The following is a 25,393-nucleotide window of genomic DNA, read 5'->3' as shown; positions in this document are numbered from 1 at the left end:
ATAAAAGTACTTCAAAAGTGCTGATTAACTTTGTTGCATCTTAATTGTAAACGCTTACTGATGTGTCTTCATTAACAAAGGTGGATAAAAGAATAACTGCTTCTTTATCCACCTTGGGTAAAAACAGGGTTTATTTAGTTTAAATTTTAATGTTCTTCTTCGTTATTTACCAAATTTAGAATTTTTAGACCAACCCGGGTTTCCAGCATCTCTTCTGAATTATCGAAATCCATGTCGCTAATTTCTTTGATCCGTTCCAGTCGGTACATTACCGTTTTGTAATGGACAAACAAATCCTGAGCTGCTTTCGCAGCATTTTGGTTATGCTGCAAGAAGACCTCAAGCGTATGCAGCAGATCTTTTTTGATGGCGCTTTTGCTTTGAACGAGCCTGTTTAAAGAAGCGGGAATAAACGAGGTCAGTACGGCAGGATCTGGATACTGACAGAGCAGGCGGAATAAACCAAGCTCGGCGAAGGCGGTAATCGATTCGCTGCCATAGAGTGTACCGCCGAGGTTCAGGGCTTCTTGCGCCTCTTGATGGCTTCTCGCAATATCCATAACAGTGGCCGCCACGTTACCGATGCCGACCTGCACTACAATATCTTTGGTTTTCGTGCGGATGTTGTCTTGAATCCCGTGGACTTTATCTTTAACTGTAGGCAACCAGTTCTTCTCTTTCCCTTCCTGCAAATCAACAGGTAATAGCAGAATGATGGTATCGCTTCGGCTACGCATAATTGCGTCTGGAAAATGAACGTCAATAGCTTCATGTAAATAAGTAAACGTTTTACTCTGCAGTCTGCGCAAATTTTTAGGTTTAAACATTTCTTGATGGTTGAACGAGGTGAACTCTTCTTTCACATGAAATAAAAGCACAGCATATGAACGATCTAAATCCCAGCCGATCAGGTTAGCTCGTTGGTACACCGTCTCCAACACCTGACCTTTTCCAGCTAGCAGGTCATCAATAATGTCATTTTTATATTCCCGCTCGACCTCCGCTACAGCAAACTGTTTGACCAGTTCCAGGGATAGAGCAGTAGCGGCATTCTCTATTGCAATGAAATCTAATTCTTCTAATTCTTTATGAATTTCAGTGATGACGAGATGCACCTTAATACGGTTTACTGTCCGAATAGGCACGACTACCTGGTAGACCGATTTCATCTCCGGTTCGGTAACTTGCGTAGTTATCCAATAATAAGGAAATTTGGTTTCGAATATTTTCTCACGTTCTACAATGTGCTCCTGTTGTAGTATGGGAGGCGTGTATAAGGAAATAGGTGTCATGCAGACAAAATTCCGATCATAGATGGCAACAGGGTTTCCGATTAATTGTTCCAATGTAGTGATAATCGGTTCCATACCGGTATCTGTTAAGGAAAGTGTAGTGAAGCGATCATGCACCTCTTTAAAATATTTGAGCTTCATTACCTGATTATTAAACAGTTCCTCCATAACCGGATAGAGCACATCTACATAAGGGATGTCCTGTGGGATTTGGATAATAGGCAGCCCCGTCTGTTCGCCTATTTCTATGATAACCTCGGGTATGTTCTTGACAAAACGGTGGTTTTTGATCATTATGGCACTGACGCTTTTGTCAGCCAAGCGGAACATAAAGTCGCGTTGTTCTGCCTCTGTATAATTGAGGATCGGATATAGACTGGTCAGCAGCATCTCTCCACCTTTCAGCCAATCTGCGATGTCGGGGGCTTCCATAATTGTGATGCCTTTAATTATATTCGTAAGCCCTTTGCTGCCCCCTAGCACTTTTGCATTTTGCAGTCGAGCCATCTTTAATACATGTTCTACTCTGAATTCCATATCTCTAACTCCTTATGAATGCAAGTCTGATGTCTTCTATTTGTTATTGTATCGGAGTAAGGGTGGAGTATAGCATAATAGTGTATTCGCTTTCACTCATGCCCAATGGATTACCTTTGAAATTGAAGCACAGACTACACTACAATTTTGAGCGAAAACGGACGAAAGTGTTTTGAATTTGATGCATATGGATCAGCTCCTTTATATGTATGTATAAAGGATAAACAATCTAGAAAATGAAGTCAAAAATAGGGGGAATATCGATGAGAACGATTTGTTATAAAACAGTTGAAGGTGTTGAGTTGCTTGGAGACTTTTACAGCGCTTGTCAGACTAGTTCTTCTGTAATCGTCTATATTCATGGAGGCGGATTAATATTTGGTTCAAGAAAAGATATTTTGCAAGAGCAGGTGAAGCAGTATAATCAGGCTGGTCTGCACGTCCTGTCCATTGATTATCGACTAGCCCCTGAAACGCGGCTTCCAGCTATTATTGAAGATATTCAGGATGCTCTTCGCTGGCTACGAGAGCAAGCATTCACCGAGCTTGGTTTTGAGCCATCCGCTATAGCCGTCGTAGGCAGTTCGGCAGGTGGATACCTTGCTCTGCTCGCCGGATCCAGGGAGCCGGCTTTAAAAGCGGTCGTGTCTTTTTATGGTTATGGGGATATTCAAGCCAGCTGGTCTTCGAGTCCTAGCTCGTTCTATCTACAAAAACCTATTGTGCCTAAGGAACTGGCCGATCAGTTAATTACGAACCGGACGATTGCTGAAAGTTCCATTCAGCAAAGATTTGGTCTCTATTTATATTATCGTCAACAAGGAATCTGGGCTCAAGAGGTTACAGGGTTAGACCTTGTTCAAGATAAAGAGGAGCTGGACTTGCTATGTCCGGTACAAGTTGTGGGCGACTCTTTCCCACCTACTATGCTGCTGCATGGAGAGGTTGATCAGGATGTGCCTTGTGAACAATCTATCGGTATGGCGCAGCGGTTGCAAAGTGCGGGAGTTGAGCATGCGCTTCTTACTCTTTCAGGCGAGGATCACTTGTTTGACATGCAACTGAATAAGGAAAATGTTCGACAGGCATTTGCACAGGTTCTAGAGTTTTTGCAGCGTCATTTAGTTTAATATAGTAGCTGTTACAGATTTGAAACACCAATTCTGACAATGACCAGTCAGGGAACAGTTCCTTTAGTTCAAATACTCGTTGTACGTCTAATGCTTCATCGAGATTGATTTCGATTGCCTTCTGACCTTTCTTGGCTTTGTAACCGAACGCCGCCCTGTTGGGCTTTCTTGTTGCGTCCTCGGCTTAGCTTCATGGAGATTTCTAGCCGTTGGTAAGCGTCAAGCAGTTCCATGGGTTCGTTGATTAGGAAGTCTGACGGGTCTTTCTTGTAGATAATGTAAGTCGGCTGTTAAATCCTTTTCACATCCACGCTTGCACGAAGGATGAACATACGACCAAGCACAGTAAATCATCTCTGCTCCGATAAGGTCAATGCGGCTTACTTCGATACGTTGGAGCAAATTTGCCGGACACTCAAGATCAGCCTGAACGAACTTCTTGTTTTGGAAGATGACTAACCTTATCGGACAGAACAGCACAAGGAAGCGTAATCGATTCTTGCCATTGCTCCGCCGCGAGTGAATTCAGGTCAATAACTTCTTGCGTTATCATTTGTTCCTGAATTTTCTTGCGGTAATAGGGGGTCGTATCCTGCGGTAGAAGTTCTCCTTGCTGAATCTCCTGAACTAGCCACCCCACCTTCGGGGAGAACTTGGATAAGTCCGTCAGCACAGCACATAGATACTTACTGTTAAACTGCGGCGGATATTGAATCAGTGAAGCAAGCAGTATCTTCCCCTTCGGTGCACATACAATCTCCACCCTCGTTTGCTTTCCTTTGATTTTCTGTCGCCTTGTCTCCAACAACTGACGTTTTTTTGTCATACACCCGCCAATAGCCATCTTCTTACGTTGATGCTTGCCGTTGTAATAGCGAGTACCTTTGAAAAGTCGTAGCTTATGACCCTTCTTAGACATGGTGAACAGGTCTTTTATGGGATTAGGGATGTCGAAAGCCACATCGCACCGCACAAACAAGATTTGATTGGCATAGTCTCGGATTTGTTCGAGCCAATGTCGGAAGTAAACAAGCGACTTCGGATAGACTTCAATTCTCAGCGTGTTCTTTCGAGTTTTCGGAGCAAAGACTAACTTGTAGGAGATATGCAGGAAGTGTTCTCCTGTATTGATTCTGATGCGGTATTGGAATCCTCTATCCCCCACCGTCATTCTTACTCCGTAGAAATGGTAGATATGCTTGTGGAACTCGTTGAAGAAATCTTAATAGACATCTGTAAAGTCTACTACAATGCGGTCAATGGATACAGTAACCCCTTTCATGTGCCACCCCCTCCCGAATTTTTTCATGAATTTTGGGCTTAATTAAGGGGCAGGTGGCTAGCCTTTAACACATGACCTTCCCGTTGTGAAATGTTCAGTTATGTCCTGACAGTATAGTGGTCGGAATATCCTGCATTTTATTTACGATGACCTCGACAGTATATCCATCGGGGTATCTATTCGGAAAGTTGCGATTGATTTCAAAAAACTGCGAGAAAACGAAGACAATAAAGAACAGGACAATCATGGTGGTATCTGACCATAATCGACCTGTTTGTTGTAACGCAATAGCGTTATTAAGGTTATACTTTTCAAGCATTTGATGTGCGTACAAATAAGGTGGTGAAATCTTCATACGGGTATTACATGGGTAATATCTGTTTTTGAAAGAATAATGAGTTCATTCGGTAGTGGGTAGCCCCCCTCAAAAGAAAAAACCTTGAAAAGGCATATTGCCAATCAAGGTTTCTGCACTATATTACTTCATTCCAAAATAAGGGTCTTCGACATGTCCATCTAGTTCGGCAACAGTTTCTTGAATAGCGATTCTAACTTCATTTTTCACATTATCATTATTTAATAAATTTTTCAGATGCTTATAAACTTTTACTAAACCTAGTCTACCGATAATTGATGCGATCAACTCAATTTCATCTATTGATTCTTTATTACAAATACCAATTATCCAAGTTTCAATTTCACTTTTCACATCAGAGTCCAGTAACTCATACGTATGCCATTGCCTGTCCGATAATTCAAACAATGACTCTAAGGCAATTTCCACATCAATAGTTCGTGAACTAATTGAAAATAAAAATTCTTCAAACAGTTCTTTTAATTGAATTGTAGAAATGTAATCAGGTAACGATTTATAATAATCCAACAACATTTTTTTACCTCCCAAAATCAACAGGAATGTGGGTAATATCGCTTGGATTTCTATAGAATTTACCGTCTTGCCCAAGCAATTTGTTTCCGATTTTTATTTGTGCAGTCCACTCACTTCCAGAATTGCTACCCGGAAATCTAGAAGCTGCATTGGCATCAGGGGAATGCCATTTGATTTCAACTTTTGTACCGTTGATTTCATAGTTATACTTGTATCCAACAGCAATTGTTGATGATGGTCTAAACCCGTTTGTAGCTCCGTTAGGAACCATATTCTTCAAATTCTCTATTGGGATTCTGCCGTTCTTCAGCATCTGTTGAGCAGCAAATTGAGGGTTATAAGTTGCTATTGTAGCTTGACCCGTCCCCTAAGTAGTAATCTTAAACTTAGGAATAAAAAGATGATAGCCGTTTTACCAATTACCACCATTATATCAGCTTGCTAGACGCTCTGTCAGAGGACTTGCTATGTAAGGCGTTTTGTTCTTCATCATGCTGTAAATGATGTTTACAAGCCTTCTCATGACACATATGAGGGCTTGTTTCTTCGTCTTACCTTCTGCTAGCTTACGTTGATAGAACTCGTAAAATAAGGGATTGCGTTGTCTCTTGTTCTCCCCTTTGGCTACTTGTATTTGTTGAACCGCTAGGTTGTGAAAGATGCTGTTCAATACTCTATTTCCTTGTCCACTTGCTTGGTCTTTACCCTTGCCGCCCGAACTAAAGCGTATCGGTGCGATTCCTGCGAATCGGGCTAACTTGTCTGCACTGGAGAAGCAGTGAATATCACCAATTTCAGTAACCAGTTCTGACGCTGTAACCACGTTAATACCGTCCATAGACTCTAGCTTATAGTCGGTTTGGGCTAACACCTGACGAATCTGTTCCTCTGTTTGTTTGATTAGCTCTCTGCTTCTTCGCATGTCATGAACCATACTGACGATGAGGAAGTCTCTGTATTCTTGGAAGTTTCGCTTTGTCTCTCCATCCTGCTTAACCAGTTCAAGTATTTCTTCTGCTTTACGGGTAGAACAAGTATTGTTACTCGATTTACGTAGGTACTCGGCTAGTTCTTCGACGCCCACCGTTAGTGCTTGATGCGGTGCAGGATACTTCTCCCAGAAAGCAAGAGCGGCTTTACCATCTATGTCACAAAAGAACTTCTTATAAGACGGAATTAACCAAGGGTGCGAAATGTGAGGGATCAAATAAAATAGCCGTCCTCCTCAGCAGTTGATTGCTCGAAGGGCGGCTCGACTAAGACAACGCGAGAGTTAGGGACTACTATTATTTCTTGGATGTAATAAAAGTGTTCTTTATTGGTTGCGTATAATCCCAACTTATTAATTTGATATTGTACTTTCTAAGCAACTCATCTGCCTGAATAACACCGCTACTAGTTCTTCCATCCTCATATTGTTCAAAATAACTAGCATCTGGAAAAGACTGTTTATATTCTTCATACTCTTTCATATCTCCCATGTAAAATCGTGCACTTCCTACTGAATAATAGATTTCTTGTTTCACAACTTTTCCATCACTCCCTAGGGCAACAGGATTATCGACTTCCAATAGTAATAGTCTCTCTTTCCCACTGGCTAAATATCCTTTCCATTTCCGATATTTACCTTGCCCCTCATCCCATCCATATCCATCAAATTCACATATTAAAGTATCTTGAATAATCTTTCGTTGCCCGTTTAACTCATATTCCAATCGAAATGGAAATTGTCCATATATGATAGTTGGTTGCGATGGGTTCGGTTGTGAATTGATTCCAATAATCAAGAACATCCAAGGCCACGACACATAGATAATTACTGCAAGCATTAAGAAACATACCAATCCTGTTATACTAACCAGCTTTTTTTTCATTATTGGCCTCTTAGAGCTTTCTGTACCGCTTCCATTGAATGATTTTGAATACGTTTATCCATGACTACGCCGAATCCTCCTTTAAAAACTTCCCAATAAGTCCACTTATATTGAATTGGTAAGTAAACCGTTTTTCCAACTGATGCTTCTCCTAACAACCAATTTAATATATCACCCGATACCACATAGTTTGTTACATTACCTTTATATCCTTTCTTACTTAAACCATATTGAATTAGATTTGGATTTGCAGGATTAAATGTAATGGCATTTTTATTATTAGCAACTGCATTTACAATCGCTTCTGCTCCTCCCTTAGAATGACCAACCATTGTAATTTCATTATTTTTATGTGTATTAACAAATTTAGTTGATTCTAAAATTGAAATTTTCATATCATCAGACCACCCGAAAGGTTGCTGAAAATTATTAGCCCAGTCCCCTTTGCTAGAGGGAGTGGTGCCCTTATTAACCAGAGCATACTCTAAAGTCCCATCCTTCTTGACTTTAAAATACACACCAATTTTTAAGCCTGCATTCGATTTGGTTATAATGTAATTAAGTGCCCAAGTACCACCAGATACAGATTTACCATAATCCTTATTTGTTGCACCATAAATATGTTCTGCCATTTCAGCAGCTTCCATAGGTGTTGGAATATGCCCACTCGGATCCACAAATGTCAAAGAATTATTCGCAACATACGTATACATATTCAAACTCAGCGGATTATCAATCTGCCCCTCATACGTATCCTTACTTGTAAACCTACCATCCATGGGGTCATAATATCTAGCCCACTGGGTGGGGCATCCACCAAAGAAAAAACCACAATATGATGGTTAGTCGCATTGTGGTTGATGAAATTTAATTAACTCTACTTGATGTTCCTGCTAAGATGTCTATTTTGAATTTCTCTTCAGGCAAGCGACCAAGATCTTTTGTCGTGTACAGAATATATTGGGATGCAATGTCCGATGGTTCAAGTCTCACCCAATGATTAACCTTGCCAACTCTAAGACCTATAATTTTATTTGTCTGAATATCGACGGGAATGTAGATTACTGTTCCCGAACCCACATCCTTGAGGTAGAGCCGTGCGTGACTGTTCCTTTGAAACAAATTAATTAAATCGATTCGATACTCATACTTGTTATCTGCTGTAATTTTGACTGTGTCGCTTTCAATCTTTTCCTTCGCCCAACCGTGGGTGTTAACGCTTTGAATCAAAGCGGCTGAGAGTAGTATTGAAAACAAGAGCGCTACAGAAATTCCAACATAGTCTATTCTACTCGTTGGATTCCATCCTTTAATGAGCAATATAGTAAAAAATCCAACAAACAAGAGAACAGGAATAGCCGCCCCCCAAAATACTGTAGTCCCTATAATATCCATCCCACGTTGGAAATATGCTGTTGAACCTAATAGAAACCAAACAAATGATGAAACACTAAAAATTATAACCGCTATCAGTAGAAGTCGTAACCATATTTGCATATTAGCCCCCCTTTTGAGTTATATATAACATTATTGCAATTTTAATATGGGCTGAATATACTTTTTCCAAATATCTACGTTGCTGTGCATTGCTGAATGAACTTGGACTTTAGTCCCTTTCTTCTCAGCATCCTTAGCTCTAACATTTTCAGCTCCTTGGAATTTTCGTGTAGAAGGAAAAAGAACCAACCATTTTCCTCCAAAGTCTCCTTGAACGCTATCACGGTTATTATACATCTGAATATGTTGCCCGACCTCTGTTTTGAGTTTGTATTCCCTCACAGGGGTTGCGACAGTAATTAATGTTTCCACTTCCATTCCCTTTTCCTCTAGAAGATTGGCTAGCATGATTGCCACATTTCCCCCATGACTATGCCCTACTAATCTAATAGGCTCATATGTTCCATCTTTTCTCTTATTTTTAATTTGCCATTCATAAACCTGTTCAACAAAATCTTTAGCCGCATCTGAACGAGCACCTTTAGTATTATCGCCCGTCCAGTTTAGCTTATCACTTGACTCATTAAATAAGTTTCCAACATACGTCACAAATTCAGGTGTCCAAGTATCCCCATCCGAAAAAGTACCATGAATCAACCAAACTCTATGTCCAGTAGGGTCTGTATAAATCAACGGATTATTATGCACATACGTATACAGATTTTGACTCAGCGGATTCGTCAATTTCCCCTTCATACGTATCCTTACTTATAAACCTACCATCCATTGGATCATAATATCTCGCCCTTAAATAATAGTAGCCCGTCTCTTCATCAAGAATTTCTCCGGCATATTTGAAGGAATTCTGAATCTGTTCTTGCTCCGAGAGAATGTTACCCCACTCATCATATTGATAATTATTTACAACTTGACCAGTAGGATCAATAATCTGAACAACATCGCCATGGCCATTGTACAAGTAAAAGTAGTTCTTCCCTGTTGCTGCTTCTTTCTTCGCCAATAAACGATCCGGACCCCATATATAATTCGCGATAGCTTGATTAGTTCCGTTCAACTCTGCAATGACTTCACCACTATTATTATATGCATATCTCGTCGTTGAGGCATCTGTTGTCTTCGATAGTCTCAAACCTTGCATTTCGTAGACATAGTCTGTCTTTAGACCATCTTTTGTAGTTGATTCGAGTTGATCCCATACATTATACGTTGAGGTGATGTCGGAATATGACTGAGTCAGTCCGCTAGATGAAAATGTACTCCGATTGCCTCTCGCATCATACGTATAATTAATGGTTTGTCCCGATGGTCGCGTCACTTTGGTCAATCGATTCAGCTTGTCATATGCGTAGCTTGTCGACCCTGTTCCATCTGTCACTGTCATGATGTTACCGTTATTATCATAGGTATATTGGTACTGAGATAATACCTCGGTATTTTTCTTATTCACAACTTTTAATAAACGACCAATACTATCATAAGTATATTCGCTCTTAATAATAGCTCCGCTCGCTAAAGTTGGATAAGTTATACTTTTTAATTTCCCATTAGCTTCATATTCATATTTTGTGTTGGCATTGTCTGCGTTGTTTACTGTAGATGCACCATTCATCTGAACTCGATTAACCCGAGTTTTGTCATATTTATATTGTGTAACGACATTGAATGGATCTGTTACGCTCAGAAGCTTGGATTGGTAGTCATATTGATGCTGAGTTTCAAAATCAGCGTTATCATAGACAACACGTTTATACTTTTGATTGCCCAACATATCATAGCCATTCACTATGTTCTTAATATTGGATCCACTATTATACTCACGTTGAACCACAGGACCAAACGAACTGAATTGATATTCATTTTTAAGCATCGTGTTATTGATGTTTTTAATGAGAGCACGGCCAATTTCATCATAGCTGTAGTTAATAGAATTATTATTGGCATCTTTTTGTACTGCAATTTGACCTAATGCATTTCGAGTAAAAGTATCTTTACTATTTGAAGCATCTGCGCTTACCTTTAGGAATCCTGTTTCATCATATTCTTTTGAGGTTGTCCAAGTAGTCGCCCCATCCGTTTGCACAGTTGATTTCAAGTTTCCTAATGAATCATACAAATAGCTTGTCGTTTGATTCAATGGATCTGTAACAGAAGTTAAGCGATTCAACTTATCATAGGTGTAGCTTGTACGAGATCGATTTGGATCCGTATATCCAATCACATTACCAAGATAATCATATTCAAAGTTTTCTTCTACTGTTGGAGCTGTTGACGGCCAGTTAGGATAAGCTCTTCGATTAATCTCTCTACCCCAAACATCCAGATAGGATTCAAGTACATTTTTCTTTAAAGTATTTGCTGGATTACTTCTAAATGATGCAATATCACCAGCAGCCACCAAATATGAAGTGTTTTTTCGATTGATGATATCATAATCAGTTTTATATAAATTACCTAATGGATCAATGGCTTCAAATGGTCTTCCCCGACCATCATAAGATACTGTTGATGTATTTCCATAAGCATCCACTACATACTTTGGACGTGCCATCATATCATAATGATATTGTTGCATTCGACAACGCTGTCATCGAGAACTTCTTTGGCATCATAAAATCTGAATTTCTGTATTTAAAGGAATTTGAAAGTATCGCACATTTTAAAAAAGAGCTATCAAAATACATCGATTATTACAACAACAAGCGTATTAAGGCAAAACTAAAAGGCATGAGTCCGGTACAGTACCGAATTCATGCCCAACAAGTCGCCTAATGACATTACCTGTCTAACTTTATGGGGTCACTTCAGAGTTGTTACACTCGCATGTGGCATTTAAGTTAAATTAGATTTACCAATTTAGTTATTAGAGTATAGTTAATTTCAATTAATGAAAATAATTATTCTAATTTAACTGCTTTAGCATCTTTTGAGAGCGTAAAATATCTTGTGTAAATAGATAAATAGCAAAAAGGAAGACCTTTTCTTGTAGAATTGAGTTACCACACAACAATTCATAGAAAAGAGGTCTTCCCTATGAATCATTTTACATCAGATTTAGTCCAAGCTCTAGTCACGAAACAGGATGTGACGGAAGTTTTTCGTTCTCACCTAGAATCAGCTATGAATCGTTTGTTAGAAACGGAATTAACGGCATTCCTAGATTATGAAAAGTACGACCGGATAGGGATAAATTCAGGTAATTCGCGTAACGGAGTGTACACACGTACACTTCATACGGAGTATGGTGACCTGCAGCTCCACATCCCACGAGATCGCAATGGAGAGTTTAAGCAGCAAACTGTGGCTCCGTACAAGCGTTCCAATGACACGCTCGAATCCTTCGTCATTCACATGTTCCAGAAGGGTGTGACGATGACAGAGATTGCTGACCTTATTGAGAAAATGTACGGACATCATTACACACCTCAAACCGTATCTAACATGACCAAAGTTATGGTTGAACACGTAGAGTCCTTCCTGAAGCGCACACTAACTAAACGTTATGTTTGCGTCTATTTAGATGCGACTTACATTGCGATAAGCGAGAAACTGTATCTAAGGAAGCGATATATCTTGCTGTTGGGATTCGTGAAGATGGCTCAAAAGAAGTCTTAGCATACGCCATTGCGCCAACTGAATCGGCCTACGCATGGAAAGAACTCCTGCAAGACGTTCGGGATCGTGGTACACAAGAAGTACTACTCTTTGTCTCAGATGGATTGAAAGCATTGTAGATGCAATTAGAGAAGTCTATCCACAGGCCAAATACCAAACGTGTTGTGTTCATTTGGCACGTAATATTGCCCATAAAGTCCGTGTATCTGACCGTGCAGAGATTTGTGGGGACTTTAAATCGGTGTACCGGGCGGACGGTGAGAGAGCCGGTAAGCCAGCTCAAGAAACCTTCTGTGACAAGTGGAAATCTACTTATCCTAAGGTCGTTAAATCTCTACGAGAAAATCCATATATCTTCACATTCTACAGCTTTCCAAAGCCCATATGGAGAAGCATTTATTCGACCAATCTAATTGAGTCCTTCAATAAACAAATTAAGAGATATACCAAGCGCAAAGAGCAATTTCCACACGAAGAAGCTCTTGAGAAATTCTTGGTTTCACAGTTTGAAAGCTATAACCAACGCTTTGCTACACGCTGCCATATTGGCTTTGACCAAGCTCGATCCGATCTACTGGCGATGTTCTCCACCAAAGACTAGCACCATCTTCTACAAGACAAGGATATTTTCATTTACACATAATTCTTGACGCTACCTTTAGTTATTCAATCTCATTGATTTACTATTAATTAAGTCAATTTCATATTGTTCCTCTGGCAAAGGAAATTCTTGAGTTGTTTTCAATGTATAGATGTTCGGATTTGATGTCGGTTCCAAAACAATCCAATAGTACTTTTCTTCCATAAATAACACTTTGATTTTATTTACTTGCATAACTAGAGATATACGAGTTTCTTCTTCTGTATCAATGTTTTTTAAATAGATCCGGGCAGTGCTATTTCTTTGTAGTGAATTGATAAGTTCGAGATGGTATTCATATTTTCCATCTGCTGTTATTTGTGTAGAATCAGTTGTAACATTTTCAGACAACCAGCCACTAGTGTTTACATTTTTATATAATATTAGGCTAAGAAATAATATACAACAAATTATCAAAATAACACTCAGAATGCCAGAAATAGATGAAGGGTTCCACTTTTTTAATACTAAAATGAATGATAATACACTCAATAACAGCGATGGTATTCCACAATAAACCAAAATGACCGTTTCTATTATATCCATACCTCGTTGGAAATTTGCAGTTGATCCCAATATGAAATATACAACTGCCGCCAAATTAATTAAAACAACTACCATCCATAATACCTTTATAGAATAATACAAATGCATCCATCCTCTTTAAATTAATAGGAATTCTCCAAGAGTAAAATAAACATGCGGACTATATATGTTTTGCCCGCATGTTTAGTCAATCTTATTTTTTCTTAAATTCTGTCAATTGATTTTTGATATATTTTTCCCAGACACTCACATTTGAATGCATAATCGAATGGTTTTTAATTAAATCCCAACTATTTTGAAACGGTATTTTAACCTCTATATTTTCAGCATTTTTGAAGGTCCGTTTCATTGCATTGCCTAATTTCCATATGCTTCCGCCGTTAGTTTGAATCATATCACCTTGATTATATACATGGATGTGTTGACCTACTTTAACATTAAGTTTATATTCTCTTACTGGGGTTGCAATTGTTACAAGAGTGTCCACATCAATTTTCTTTTCTCCCAACATATTTGCTATCATTATTGCTACATTGCCTCCATGACTATGGCCCACCAATCTAATGGGTTCATTCGGGTTCTGCAATTTCCATTGAAGTATTTCTCTATAAATATCCCCTGCCGCTTCTTTTCTCGATGGTTTGTTATTCCCTCCAGACCAACGTGGGTTAACCACATGTTCATTATATAAGCCACCTATATATTTAATGAAATCAGGTGTCCAAGTTGCTTCTGGATTGACGATATCTTTATCAAGTTTAGTTCCATGAATAAGCCAAATTTTATGACCACTTGGATCAGTATAAATCAACGGATTATTATGCACATACGTATAAAGATTCATGCTCAGCGGATTCGTAATATCCCCTTCATACGTATCCTTACTTATAAACCGACCATCCATTGGGTCATAATATCTAGCCCTCAAATAATAGTAGCCCGTCTCTTCATCAAGAACTTCTCCGGCATATTTGAAGGAATTTTGAATCTGTTCTTGTTCCGAGAGAATGTTCCCCCACTCATCATATTGATATTTATTTACAACTTGACCCGTAGGATCAATAATCTGAACAACATCGCCATGGCCATTGTACAAGTAAAAGTAGTTCTTCCCTGTTGCTGCTTCTTTCTTCGCCAATAAACGATCCGGACCCCATATATAATTCGCGATAGCTTGATTAGATCCGTTCAACTCTGCAATTACTTCTCCACTATTATTATATGCATATCGAGTCGTTGAGGCATCTGTTGTCTTCGATAGTCTCAAACCTTGCATTTCGTAGACATATTCTGTCGTTAGGCCGTCTTTTGTGGTTGATTCGAGTTGATCCCATACATTATACGTGGAGGTGATGTCGGAATAAGACTGAGTCAGTCCACTAGATGAAAATGAACTCCGATTGCCTCTCGCATCATACGTATAATTAATGGTTTGTCCCGATGGTCGCGTCACTTTGGTCAATCGATTCAACTTGTCATATGCGTAGCTTGTCGACCCTGTTCCATCTGTCACTGTCGTGATGTTACCGTTATTATCATAGGTATATTGGTACTGAGATAATATCTCGTTCAATTGTGAGGCTCTCTGTAGGTGTTCTCTGACCGATGAGTTCGATACTAAAGCCTGCTTTCAAGAAAATCTCCATTTGCGGCTCTCCCGCATGGTTAGCTTATACAGCTGAGAGTTTAAAAGCTGGGGCATACAAGATGTTCCTCCCGATACCGGCTTACGTTCGGATTGCACTCCAACAGTCTGATCTCTGTTTCAGTAAATCCTGTTATGATTTTCCTCATGATGTTCATTCCCCGTGTATTCTTGATAGTATGATTAAAGCACAAAAACCCGTAAGAAGTCACTTTTTTCAAGTGTCCATCTTACGGGTTACAGTTCACTTTCTGGACAGCCTCTTTTGTTTTTTGCAAAGAAGAACCACATGGAGTTGTTACACTTGCATGTGGATAAATTATTCAAACCATACTCAACCTAAATGTGTTTAAGAAAAAGAATTCACAATTGGTTGTGTGTAATCCCAACTTATCAGCTTAATGTTGTATTTTTTTAGTAAATCGTCTGCACTAATAATTCCACTATGAGTTATTTCCCCTTCAGTTTCAATTACCGCAGCATTTGGGAATATATGATTAAAAGTTTCGTATTCCGCTAAATCGCCCATGTAGTAATCGGAACTGCCTGGTGGATAATATATTTCTGTTGAATTATCGACTTTTAACAATGTAACACTTTCATTCCCACTAGCTAATCTTTGACTCCATTTCCGATACTTCCCCCTCCCTTCATCTGAACCAATACCATCATATTCACATATTAATGTATCTTCTATGACCATTCGTTTCCCATTTAACTCATATTCCAATCGAAATGGAAATTCTCCATATGTGATGGATGGTTGCGGCGGGTTCGGTTGCGAATTGATTCCAGTAATCAACAACATCCAGGGCCACGCCACATAGATAATTATTGCAAGTACTAAGAAACATACCAAACCTGTTACACTAACCAGTATTTTTTTCATTATAAACCTGCAAGTCCTTTCTTTACCGCATCCATTGAATGATTTTGAATACGTTTATCCATGACTACGCCGAATCCTCCTTTAAAAGCTTCCCAATAAGTCCACTTATATTGAATTGGTAAGTATACCGTTTTTCCAACTGATGCTTCTCCTAATAACCAATTTAATATATCACCCGATACCACATAGTTTGTTACATTACCTTTATATCCTTTCTTACTTAAACCATATTGAATTAGATTTGGATTTGCAGGATTAAATGTAATGGCATTTTTATTATTAGCAACTGCATTTACAATCGCTTCTGCTCCTCCCTTAGAATGACCAACCATTGTAATTTCATTATTTTTATGTGTATTAACAAATTTAGTTGATTCTAAAATTGAAATTTTCATATCATCAGACCACCCGAAAGGTTGCTGAAAATTATTAGCCCAGTCCCCTTTGCTAGAGGGAGTGGTGCCCTTATTAACCAGAGCATACTCTAAAGTCCCATCCTTCTTGACTTTAAAATACACACCAATTTTTAAGCCTGCATTCGATTTGGTTATAATGTAATTAAGTGCCCAAGTACCACCAGATACCGATTTACCATAATCCTTATTTGTTGCACCATAAATATGTTCTGCCATTTCAGCAGCTTCCATAGGTGTTGGAATATGCCCACTCGGATCCACAAATGTCAGAGGATTATTCGCAACATACGTATACAAATTCAAACTCAGCGGATTATCAATCCGCCCCTCATACGTATCCTTACCTATAAACCGACCATCCAATGGGTCATAATATCTAGCCCACTGGGTGGGGCATCCACCAAAGAAAAAACCACAATATGATGGTTAGTCGCATTGTGGTAAACAAAATTATTACTACTTGATTCTATCTGACTTTCCTGCCCTAATGTCAATCAAAAATTTTTCCTCAGGTATACCAAGTTCCGTTGTCGTGTAGAGAATATAATAAGATGTATTGTCCGTTGGCTCAAGCTTCACCCAATGGTTAACCCCACCAACCGCAAGGGTTTTAATTTTGCGTGTCTGAATCTCAGTTGGGATATTTTTTTCCTCCCCTGTACTAATATCTTTAAGATATAATCGTGCATGACTGTTCCTTTGGAACAAATTAATTAAATCTACTCGGTATTCATATTTTCCATCTGCCGATGTTTTTAATGTGTCACTTCTTATCTTTTCCTTTGCCCAACCGTGGGTGTTAACGCTTTGAATCAAAGCTGCTGAGAGTAGTATTGAAAACAAGAGCGCTACAGAAATTCCAACATAGTCTATTCTACTCGTTGGATTCCATCCTTTAATGAGCATTATAGTAAAAAAACCAACAAACAAGAGAACAGGAATAGCCGCCCCCCAAAATACTGTAGTCCCTATAATATCCATCCCACGTTGGAAATATGCTGTTGAACCTAATAGAAACCAAACAAATGATGAAACACTAAAAATTATAGCCGCTATCAGTAGAAGTCGTAACCATATTTGCATATTAGCCCCCCTTTTGAGTTGTATATAACATTATTTCAATTTTAATATGGGCTGAATATACTTTTTCCAAATATCTACGTTGCTGTGCATTGCTGAATGAACTTGGATTTTAGTCCCTTTCTTCTCAGCATCCTTAGCTCTAACATTTTCAGCTCCTTGGAATTTTCGTGTAGAAGGAAAAAGAACCAACCATTTTCCTCCAAAGTCTCCTTGAACGCTATCACGGTTATTATACATCTGAATATGTTGCCCGACCTCTGTTTTGAGTTTGTATTCCCTCACAGGGGTTGCGACAGTAATTAATGTTTCCACTTTCATTCCTTTCTCAGCCAACAGATTTGCCAACAAAATTGCTACATTTCCTCCATGACTGTGCCCAACTAATCTTATCGGTTCGTCAGGATTTTTACTATGCCATTGATATACTGTGTTTACAAAGTCCTCAGCCGCATCAGAACGTGCACCTTTGCTATTTTTGCCTGTCCACTCTAGCTTTTTACTTGACTCATTAAACAGACCCTCCACGTATTTCACAAAATCCGAAGTCCATGTGTCCGCATTTGAGAAAGTACCATGAATCAACCAAACTCTATGACCTGTAGGGTCAACATAAATCAACGGATTATTATGCACATACGTATACAGATTTTGACTCAGCGGATTCGTCAATTTCCCTTCATACGTATCCTTACTTATAAACCGACCATCCATTGGATCATAATATCTAGCCCTCAAATAATAGTAGCCCGTCTCTTCATCAAGAATTTCCCCGGCATATTTGAAGGAGTTCTGAATCTGTTCTTGTTCCGAGAGAATGTTACCCCACTCATCATATTGATAATTATTTACAACTTGACCGGTAGGATCAATAATCTGAACAACATCGCCATGACCATTGTACAAGTAAAAGTAGTTCTTCCCTGTAGCTGCTTCTTTCTTCGCCAATAAACGATCCGGACCCCATATATAATTCGCAATAGCTTGATTAGTTCCGTTCAACTCTGCAATTACTTCACCACTGTTATTATATGCATATCGCGTCGTTGAGGTATCTGTTGTCTTCGATAGTCTTAAGCCTTGCATTTCGTAGACATAGTCTGTCTTTAGACCATCTTTTGTGGTCGATTCGAGTTGATCCCATACATTATACGTTGAGGTGATGTCAGAATAAGACTGAGTCAATCCGCTAGATGAAAATGAACTCCGATTGCCTCTCGCATCATACGTATAATTAATAGTTTGTCCCGATGGACGCGTCACGTTGGTCAATCGATTCAGCTTGTCATATGCGTAGCTTGTCGACCCTGTTCCATCTGTCACTGTCGTGATGTTGCCGTTATTATCATAGGTATATTGATACTGAGATAATATCTCGGCATTTTTCTTATTCACAACTTTTAATAAACGGCCAATACTGTCGTAAGTATATTCGCTCTTAACAATAGCTCCGTTCGCTAAAGTTGGATAAGTTATGCTTTTTAATTTCCCATTAGCTTCATATTCATATTTTGTGTTGGCATTATCTGCATTGTTTACTGTAGATGCGCCATTCATCTGAACTCGATTCATCCGAGTTTTGTCATATTTATATTGTGTAACGACATTGAATGGATCTGTCACGCTCAGAAGCTTGGATTGGTAGTCATATTGATGCTGAGTTTCAAAATCAGCGTTGTCATAGACAACGCGTTTATACTTTTGATTGCCCAACATATCATAGCCATACACTACGTTCTTAATATTGGATCCACTACTATACTCACGTTGAACCACAGGACCAAACGAACTGAATTGATATTCATTTTTAAGCATCGTGTTATTGATGTTTTTAATGAGAGCACGGCCAATTTCATCGTAGCTGTAGTTAATAAAATTATTATTGGCATCTTTTCTTGTTGTAATTTGACCTAATGCATTTCGAGTAAAAGTATCTTTGCTATTTGAAGCATCTGCGCTTACCTTTAGGAATCCTGTTTCATCATATTCTTTTGAGGTTGTCCAAGTTGTCGACCCATCCGTTTGTACAGTTGATTTCAAATTTCCTAATGAATCATACAAATAGCTTGTCGTTTGATTCAATGGATCTGTAACAGAAGTTAAGCGATTCAACTTATCATAGGTATAGCTTGTACGAGATCGATTTGGATCCGTATATCCAATCACATTACCAAGATAATCATATTCAAAGTTTTCTTCTACCGTTGGAGCTGTTGACGGCCAGTTAGGATAAGCTCTTCGATTAATCTCTCTCCCCCAAACATCCAGATAGGATTCAAGTACATTTTTCTTTAAAGTATTCACTGGATTACTTCTAAATGATGTAATATCACCAGCAGCCACCATATATGAAGTGTTTTTCCGATTGATGATATCATAATCAGTTTTGTATAAATTACCTAATGGATCAATGGCTTCAAATGCTCTTCCCCAACCATCATAAGATACGGTTGATGTATTTCCATAAGTATCCACTACATACTTTGGACGTGCCATTACATCATAATGATATTGTTGCATAACCAGATCTTTATCTGTGTATCCATCGTACTGGCCTTGTAGTATCAGGTTACCAAATCCATCATAGAACGAGCGAGTGACATTATCATGACTGGCTGAATTATCACTAATACGTGTTATTTTTCTTTTGGAATCCACACGTGTTGTAATGACATACTTGTTTTCACTATCCATGTTGTTCGGCGAATTATCTACGGTCTGATCATAAAAGTCAACGATATCCTCGACTTGGAATGTGTCACCACTTTGATTATTCACCACAGGATAGGCTGTTTTGGTGAGTCTTCCATACTTATCATATTGATACGTTGTGGTCTTATTATTGGCATCTGTCGATGAGGTTTGAACACCATATAACAAATCGTAGGATGCCTTTGTCTCAGAAGTCGTCAATTGACCCGAGTCGTCTGTATAATATGTTTTTATCGAAGTTGGGAACAATTGAGAAGTCGTATTTCCATATAGTGTAAGGGTTTTTGCTGCTTTTCCATTTTCTAAGGACTTCGTAATTTCTTCAGTTCTACCGTCTGTAGTCGTTGCATAATTAATTGTTGTGACTTCCCCGTTTTCATTTGTTGAGGTTTTTAATCTTCCCTGGGAATCATAGGAGTTTGTAGAAGTGAGTAATGTGGAAGAATTCTGGTAAGATTCTGTTTTTGTTGGTAGTTTAAAGTTTGAATCATATTCATACCTCATTGTATTTTCTTTGACTTTAGTCGCATCCAAAAGCTGTGAAGCAGTTAAAGGCTTCGTTTCAGATTGCAAATCTCCCCATGAATAATACTGATATTGAGTATACAATGTATCCTGTTGACTACCCTTAATGACTTTGCTTTCAATCTTGGTAGGTTTATATTTAAAATTCGTATCGTAGGACTGAATCGTTTCAATTTGCTTCTCGCCATTTGTAGCCGTCTGCTCTGTTGTTAGTAATTGTTTCTTTCCGTTATACGTATATTTTGTATTTACTTGATCATTGTTCACAACTTCGGATCCGAAGCGATAGCTTTCGGGTATAACTTCTTCAGAACTGTACGACGGATAACCTGTAACATCACCAAAATAGGTATAGTCCCTTGCATGATACACTCCACGTGCTACTATAGAAGGATTGGGTTGATCATATTTATAAATGTTTAAACCATCCCATCGAGCGGTAACTCGGAATGTTTGATATGCACCTTGACTTCCCCAATTTCGTGGTACTTTATCGTATTGATAAAAAGTTGTTGAGTGAGGATACATCGCATATTGTAATAAATAAACAGCTGTGCCTGCTGAACTGCTCAGCGATTTGCTAACGGCATCAAAGTTTTCTAAAGCTTGGTAATAATTATAGTATGTTGAACGCCCATTTTGATCTATAACTGAGGATAAATATGGTTCATAACGCTTACCGATTACCGCCCCATTTTGCCTGATCGTTACGCTTTCTCTTTTCTTTGCATACGTTAATGTAATGGTTTTAGAGGGAACCGAAGAATGTGTAACCTCTATAGTGATATTCTCGGTCATATTCTTTGAATCAAAGTTAGGATCATTTAAATTTGTTTGATATGTGAAATTAATATTTCGACCAATGGAATCAACAATTTTAGAAATTACGGGGTATGATGAACCATTGAGTGTTCGATTAATATGTGTAAACTTAATTTCATTCCCAAAGCGGTCTTTGATCCCGATTAACCGACCATCACTTCCAAAGTATGTTTTCTTTTTATTTTCATCTTGTAAGACATAACTTGAAGTTACTTGACCATTAGAATACGATGTATCATTAAGCAATTCAACATCCGTTCTTCCATAGTCCTCTAGTTTGCCACGCCTGTTACCATCAAATGAAACCGTGTATGCCCCTCCATTACCATCATGGTAGTGGATATATCCACTATCCATTTGCAGTGAAGGGAAGGCAAAACTCCAACCTCCACCTAAATCATACCGCAATCTACTATATGAATTTTCATCAGGGTAGATTTTTGTGGTTGTATTATACGTAATTTGAACATAGAGGACACTATTGTATTCAATGTCGTAGCCATTTTGAATATATACTTTATCACTATCAGGTTGATTTTTATAGAAATAGGAGTACATATTATATGCTTGTTCGTAGGTTGTATAATAACCTGGGGAATGAACTCCTATATTATTAGTTCCTTTAACAATGTAGTATAGATATAAATAATAACCAGTTCCATAACCTTCTCGCTGCTCCGTTGTTTCCGTTACAGAAACCCTTTTTGTGCCAACCTCCGCTTGGCTGGAACTATAAAATCGTCCAATGTTTAGATCTAGTCCGTCTTTCCCCGGAAGCACAAGATCCGTTTCCTTTAATAATAAAGAACCAGAGGCTGGATCGATACTCTCGCTAGTTAATTGACGATCAGAATATTGAGCTTTATTTGATCCATTTACAAGTTTGGGTGTTAATAAACCATTTAAAACCGACTGCATAAGATCTCCGCTAACTGCTGCATGAGCAGTGCCACTACCGATTTGGGATCCTATGATAAAAACCATTAATCCAAGAACTATATTTTTTAGTATCTGTATTGGCCTACGCATCAAACTCACTCCTTTTTCACCAATATTTCGTCTACAGAACTTTTGGCCTTAATAAAATTGTCCACAAGTTCATTTAATGGCTGCCCTGATTGCTCGGATATCTCCTTTAAACTTTCTAAGACGATAGGGTCAATTGAAAAAGAAGAAGTTTTTGTACCTTTAGATAGCATTTTTTTGTCTGAAGACTGATTCATGCTCATAACCCCTTGCATACCTTTTGCCTTGAACTGTTGGATTAGTTCGTCTATCGTTCCTTTACCTTGTTCAAACATACTCAGCAACATCAAATTATCGTTATTATTAAATTTTTCAATCATAAGAATTCCATATTCTTTTGGGAACTTCTCTTTAAAGTGCAAAAGATGTTCTTCTAGCTGTTCTTTTTGAACAGTTGTTTTCAGGGAGTCCCAATCTAATTTTAATTCCTTTTTCTTGTTAGAAAGAGTCTCTGGATCAATCAGTAGTTCATTAGATAATTCATCTAATTTATAGACATCTTCAATGGAATAACCTTCAGAGATAAGCTGTTCAATCTGTTCTTTGGTTAAGTTAAAAATATCCTTCTTTTTTGTATTAATCTGTAGAGATTTAGCAAGATTAGGATTCACTTTTGATTCTGTCTTTATTGATTTGTGAACAACTTCTTCCACTCCCGTAGCTTCACTAAACTTTAAAAGGTCATTGTTTTGTGTGGCAGTAATATTAGGTTCTGCATTTGGGACTTGAATCATGTGGTTACTTGACGGCAAGCCCAGAACCTTCTCATTAAATTGTTCTACTACTTCTCGAGCAAAACTAGTTGTAACAGTGGAAAACATAGAAGCTACTAATCCTACGCATAAAGATACGGCGATCAGTTTCTTGGAATTTCTTTTTTTGAATATTTTCATTTTCATCACCTTTTCATTAATATTTATTAACCCAGCAGTACTTTTCTTATTAAATTTCCGTTATTATCATACACATATGCTAGTAGCTTGCCTGATCCATAAGAAATATGCCATAAACTTCCAGAGGCATTGTATGCATATTGCGCTGATGTTTCTGAGAAAACGATAGGTTCCATCATTTGCATAGTAATTCGACAGTTCAATGAAGCCGTACTGCTATAAGTACGAAGTTTTATGTAATATTTCTGTCCGGTGTTCGGTAGAAAGGTAATAGAAGAAAAAGCTGTCCCGTTGTAATCGTCATTGCTAGCAATTAATTTAGTAAGTGCCGCATCAGAATAGATTTCAAGAACGGTATCATTATGTCCCCCTACACCTCCATAGGGTCCAGTGAATACTCGGTGTGCTTTTGTCTTTGTTGCTGTAAATTCATAAACCTGAGAAATACCTGGATCAAGACTAACATCAAAAAATTGATTCGTATTGATCGTCACATTACTACTCGTTAATGCTTTTGTTGCAGCTGCAAATCGGAGATATTCTGTTGGTATTTGGTGATCAGAATACTTTAACTCAACCAAATAGTATCCCTCGGTAATAGAAGGATCTCTTTTTACGGTTATATCTAGATTTTCTTCTGAATGAATATTTTTATATTCCTCTTGGGAAATGATTGTTTTCATCAGAGGTAATTGATCATTGTTGACTTCCTCTGTCTCGCTTTTATTATTTTGTTGATTATTAGCGCTTTCAGGTTGATCATTGTTGACTTCTTCTGTCTCGTTTTTATTATTCTGTTGATTGTTAGCACTTTCAGGTTGATCATTGTTGACTTCTTCTGTCTCGCTTTTATTATCCTGTTGATTGTTAGCACTTTCAGATTGATCATTGTTGACTTCTTCTGTCTCGCTTTTATTATCCTGTTGATTGTTAGCGCTTTCAGATTGATCGTTCTTGACTTCTTCTGTCGCGCTTCCATTATTCTGTTGATCATCTTGTACATGATAGACTGTAACCGTAACACTGATAACTTGTTTATCTGTTAAAACAGACCTTCTTATTTTAATATCTTCAGTCTTAGGTGTGAAAACGGATTGATAAAGCGACGCTCTTAATTTCTCATCCACTGGAACATTTAGCGCTTTAGAGTACTTTACAATTGCTTCTTGATATTTCTGCATTAAATTGTTAAATTGTTGTTCCTTGCTCTTATAATAAGAGTTCATTTGTTCCTCATATTTTGATTCCTCACCTTTGATGTATTTTTCTTTGAAATCATGAAGCAACATATTCTCATTGTTCAACTCAAGGTACTTTAATGAGATTTCAATTGATAGATTATTCGGTTCTTCTACTGCTTTCTTACGTAACTGCAACAATTCATTTTCTAAGTCCAAAAGCTTTTGATCAATTGATTTAATTTTAAAAATTGATTTCTCCGAAGTAATCTTGTTCTCACCCAATGGATTAACCACATCAGAGTTTTTTGTAGGAATCTCATTCTGTCCAGATGATCCTTCACTATTTTCTACGGAATTATTTCCAACCTCTTCCTGTTGAACTGAATTCACCTGTGTTAGGTCAGACTCACTATTTGTAACAATTGGTGACGCTTGTACATTCATAGTTGCACTCGTAAATAATAGAAAGGCAGTACTAAATGCAATAAAATGACTTCTCTTCTTGAATACATTCCCCAAAATTATCATCCCTTTTCTCTGAAATTTTAATGTTTTAATATTTAATTTCTACATACCATCACCCCTCTAAGTGGTAAAGATTGTGGGAACTTGTCAGGAATATCATCAATTATTTTGTTATTTTGTAATTTAGTTGGTTTATTTGTATAATCATGTATTTTTAGTATATATTAGTTTGGTTATTTCAACAACCAAGGAACCTGATCTTCTTGAGGGTTTCTTCAATCTATGAGATTTCTACAAACAGGCTAAAGGCTAATCCGAAATTTTGGTGAGTTCAAAGAAAGTCACTTTTTGGGGTGTTGGGAGCCATGATTTGGCTTCATCATCATAAAATGCTCTGAGGTCCGATTGAAACACATCTTTGATTGGTTCCTCCGTAAACTTCAAGTATGACGACACACAGCCATCAAAAAACTCGCATT

General features: G+C 38.1%; 18 protein-coding genes and 5 pseudogenes. 4 read left to right on the top strand and 19 right to left on the bottom strand.

Going from position 1 to position 25,393, the window contains the following annotated elements:
* Positions 1–146: 146 nt before the first annotated feature.
* Complete coding sequence (locus AC2TF5_RS11740) at positions 147–1,829, bottom strand: PucR family transcriptional regulator (RefSeq protein WP_491302317.1); 1,683 nt, start codon at positions 1,827–1,829, stop codon at positions 147–149.
* A 263-nt stretch (positions 1,830–2,092) separates the two neighbouring features.
* On the opposite strand from AC2TF5_RS11740, the gene AC2TF5_RS11735 reads away from it, so the two are divergent.
* Positions 2,093–2,959, top strand: coding sequence for an alpha/beta hydrolase (locus tag AC2TF5_RS11735; protein WP_491302316.1), 867 nt, complete (start codon positions 2,093–2,095; stop codon positions 2,957–2,959).
* A gap of 16 nt (positions 2,960–2,975) precedes the next feature.
* On the opposite strand, the pseudogene AC2TF5_RS11730 reads toward AC2TF5_RS11735, so the two are convergent.
* A pseudogene (locus AC2TF5_RS11730) lies at positions 2,976–3,249 on the bottom strand (recombinase family protein); the annotation flags it as partial.
* A 34-nt stretch (positions 3,250–3,283) separates the two neighbouring features.
* Here AC2TF5_RS11730 and AC2TF5_RS11725 point away from each other — a divergent pair.
* Complete coding sequence (locus tag AC2TF5_RS11725; protein WP_491302315.1) at positions 3,284–3,418, top strand: helix-turn-helix domain-containing protein; 135 nt, start codon at positions 3,284–3,286, stop codon at positions 3,416–3,418.
* On the opposite strand, the gene AC2TF5_RS11720 is transcribed toward AC2TF5_RS11725, so the two are convergent.
* The 9 genes and pseudogenes from AC2TF5_RS11720 to AC2TF5_RS11680 form a co-directional block, all read right to left on the bottom strand.
* Complete coding sequence (locus AC2TF5_RS11720) at positions 3,381–4,124, bottom strand: replication initiation factor family protein (protein WP_491302314.1); 744 nt, start codon at positions 4,122–4,124, stop codon at positions 3,381–3,383. The genes AC2TF5_RS11725 and AC2TF5_RS11720 overlap by 38 nt on opposite strands.
* A 595-nt stretch (positions 4,125–4,719) precedes the next feature.
* Positions 4,720–5,130: a hypothetical protein gene (locus tag AC2TF5_RS11715; protein ID WP_491302313.1), complete on the bottom strand. Its 411-nt coding sequence runs from the start codon at positions 5,128–5,130 to the stop codon at positions 4,720–4,722.
* Between the two features lie 4 nt (positions 5,131–5,134).
* A complete protein-coding gene (locus AC2TF5_RS11710; protein WP_491302312.1) occupies positions 5,135–5,443 on the bottom strand; it encodes a hypothetical protein in 309 nt (102 codons plus the stop codon).
* Positions 5,444–5,563: 120 nt separating this feature from the next.
* A complete protein-coding gene (locus tag AC2TF5_RS11705; RefSeq protein WP_491302311.1) occupies positions 5,564–6,337 on the bottom strand; it encodes a transposase in 774 nt (257 codons plus the stop codon).
* A 79-nt stretch (positions 6,338–6,416) separates the two neighbouring features.
* Complete coding sequence (locus tag AC2TF5_RS11700) at positions 6,417–7,004, bottom strand: hypothetical protein (RefSeq protein ID WP_491302310.1); 588 nt, start codon at positions 7,002–7,004, stop codon at positions 6,417–6,419.
* A gap of 206 nt (positions 7,005–7,210) precedes the next feature.
* Positions 7,211–7,801, bottom strand: a pseudogene (locus tag AC2TF5_RS11695) (RHS repeat-associated core domain-containing protein); the annotation flags it as partial.
* 70 nt (positions 7,802–7,871) lie between these two features.
* The gene (locus AC2TF5_RS11690) at positions 7,872–8,501 is read right to left on the bottom strand and encodes a hypothetical protein (RefSeq protein ID WP_491302309.1); all 630 of its coding nucleotides are present in this window, start codon (positions 8,499–8,501) and stop codon (positions 7,872–7,874) included.
* Positions 8,502–8,531: 30 nt separating this feature from the next.
* Complete coding sequence (locus AC2TF5_RS11685) at positions 8,532–9,185, bottom strand: thioesterase domain-containing protein (protein ID WP_491302308.1); 654 nt, start codon at positions 9,183–9,185, stop codon at positions 8,532–8,534.
* Positions 9,142–11,034 carry an RHS repeat-associated core domain-containing protein gene (locus AC2TF5_RS11680; protein ID WP_491302307.1) on the bottom strand — a complete coding sequence of 631 codons (1,893 nt, stop codon included), beginning with the start codon at positions 11,032–11,034 and terminating at the stop codon, positions 9,142–9,144. The genes AC2TF5_RS11685 and AC2TF5_RS11680 overlap by 44 nt, the downstream gene beginning before the upstream one ends.
* Positions 11,035–11,036: 2 nt before the next feature.
* On the opposite strand from AC2TF5_RS11680, the pseudogene AC2TF5_RS11675 reads away from it, so the two are divergent.
* A pseudogene (locus AC2TF5_RS11675) lies at positions 11,037–11,231 on the top strand (IS3 family transposase); the annotation flags it as partial.
* A 261-nt stretch (positions 11,232–11,492) separates the two neighbouring features.
* Positions 11,493–12,675: pseudogene (locus AC2TF5_RS11670) on the top strand (IS256 family transposase).
* 57 nt (positions 12,676–12,732) lie between these two features.
* Here the strand turns inward: AC2TF5_RS11670 and AC2TF5_RS11665 are convergent.
* From AC2TF5_RS11665 to AC2TF5_RS11630, 8 genes and pseudogenes are all read right to left on the bottom strand, one after another.
* Positions 12,733–13,362, bottom strand: coding sequence for a hypothetical protein (locus tag AC2TF5_RS11665; RefSeq protein ID WP_491302306.1), 630 nt, complete (start codon positions 13,360–13,362; stop codon positions 12,733–12,735).
* A 91-nt stretch (positions 13,363–13,453) separates the two neighbouring features.
* Entirely contained in the window at positions 13,454–14,833 is a 1,380-nt protein-coding gene (locus AC2TF5_RS11660; protein WP_491302305.1) for an RHS repeat-associated core domain-containing protein, read from the bottom strand.
* Between the two features lie 421 nt (positions 14,834–15,254).
* Positions 15,255–15,794, bottom strand: a complete 540-nt coding sequence (locus AC2TF5_RS11655; protein ID WP_491302304.1) for a hypothetical protein — start codon at positions 15,792–15,794, stop codon at positions 15,255–15,257.
* A pseudogene (locus AC2TF5_RS11650) lies at positions 15,794–16,591 on the bottom strand (Tle-like phospholipase domain-containing protein); the annotation flags it as partial. The pseudogene AC2TF5_RS11650 and the gene AC2TF5_RS11655, both read right to left, overlap by 1 nt.
* Before the next feature lie 75 nt (positions 16,592–16,666).
* Positions 16,667–17,293: a hypothetical protein gene (locus AC2TF5_RS11645; protein ID WP_491302303.1), complete on the bottom strand. Its 627-nt coding sequence runs from the start codon at positions 17,291–17,293 to the stop codon at positions 16,667–16,669.
* 30 nt (positions 17,294–17,323) lie between these two features.
* Positions 17,324–22,378 (bottom strand): RHS repeat-associated core domain-containing protein, encoded by a 5,055-nt coding sequence (locus AC2TF5_RS11640; RefSeq protein ID WP_491302302.1) that lies wholly within the window; start codon positions 22,376–22,378, stop codon positions 17,324–17,326.
* Positions 22,379–22,383: 5 nt separating this feature from the next.
* On the bottom strand, positions 22,384–23,268 hold the full coding sequence (locus AC2TF5_RS11635) for a hypothetical protein (protein ID WP_491302301.1): 885 nt from the start codon (positions 23,266–23,268) through the stop codon (positions 22,384–22,386).
* A gap of 26 nt (positions 23,269–23,294) precedes the next feature.
* Positions 23,295–24,893, bottom strand: a complete 1,599-nt coding sequence (locus AC2TF5_RS11630) for a hypothetical protein (protein ID WP_491302300.1) — start codon at positions 24,891–24,893, stop codon at positions 23,295–23,297.
* Positions 24,894–25,393: the final 500 nt, after the last annotated feature.

The organism is Paenibacillus sp. JNUCC 34 (assembly GCF_058269055.1).
The sequence above is the reverse complement of the archived record's forward strand: the minus strand, read 5'-3'. Positions and strand labels throughout refer to the sequence as shown.

What these genes read in the sequence shown, in the direction of transcription:
- AC2TF5_RS11740 (WP_491302317.1), bottom strand. Translation starts at nt 1,829, where the DNA reads ATGGAATTCAGAGTAGAACATGTATTAAAGATGGCTCGACTGCAAAAT.
- AC2TF5_RS11735 (WP_491302316.1), top strand. Translation starts at nt 2,093, where the DNA reads ATGAGAACGATTTGTTATAAAACAGTTGAAGGTGTTGAGTTGCTTGGA.
- AC2TF5_RS11725 (WP_491302315.1), top strand. Translation starts at nt 3,284, where the DNA reads ATGAACATACGACCAAGCACAGTAAATCATCTCTGCTCCGATAAGGTC.
- AC2TF5_RS11715 (WP_491302313.1), bottom strand. Translation starts at nt 5,130, where the DNA reads ATGTTGTTGGATTATTATAAATCGTTACCTGATTACATTTCTACAATT.
- AC2TF5_RS11710 (WP_491302312.1), bottom strand. Translation starts at nt 5,443, where the DNA reads ATGCTGAAGAACGGCAGAATCCCAATAGAGAATTTGAAGAATATGGTT.
- AC2TF5_RS11700 (WP_491302310.1), bottom strand. Translation starts at nt 7,004, where the DNA reads ATGAAAAAAAAGCTGGTTAGTATAACAGGATTGGTATGTTTCTTAATG.
- AC2TF5_RS11690 (WP_491302309.1), bottom strand. Translation starts at nt 8,501, where the DNA reads ATGCAAATATGGTTACGACTTCTACTGATAGCGGTTATAATTTTTAGT.
- AC2TF5_RS11680 (WP_491302307.1), bottom strand. Translation starts at nt 11,034, where the DNA reads ATGCAACAATATCATTATGATATGATGGCACGTCCAAAGTATGTAGTG.
- AC2TF5_RS11655 (WP_491302304.1), bottom strand. Translation starts at nt 15,794, where the DNA reads ATGAAAAAAATACTGGTTAGTGTAACAGGTTTGGTATGTTTCTTAGTA.
- AC2TF5_RS11645 (WP_491302303.1), bottom strand. Translation starts at nt 17,293, where the DNA reads ATGCAAATATGGTTACGACTTCTACTGATAGCGGCTATAATTTTTAGT.
- AC2TF5_RS11640 (WP_491302302.1), bottom strand. Translation starts at nt 22,378, where the DNA reads ATGCGTAGGCCAATACAGATACTAAAAAATATAGTTCTTGGATTAATG.
- AC2TF5_RS11635 (WP_491302301.1), bottom strand. Translation starts at nt 23,268, where the DNA reads ATGAAAATATTCAAAAAAAGAAATTCCAAGAAACTGATCGCCGTATCT.
- AC2TF5_RS11630 (WP_491302300.1), bottom strand. Translation starts at nt 24,893, where the DNA reads ATGAATGTACAAGCGTCACCAATTGTTACAAATAGTGAGTCTGACCTA.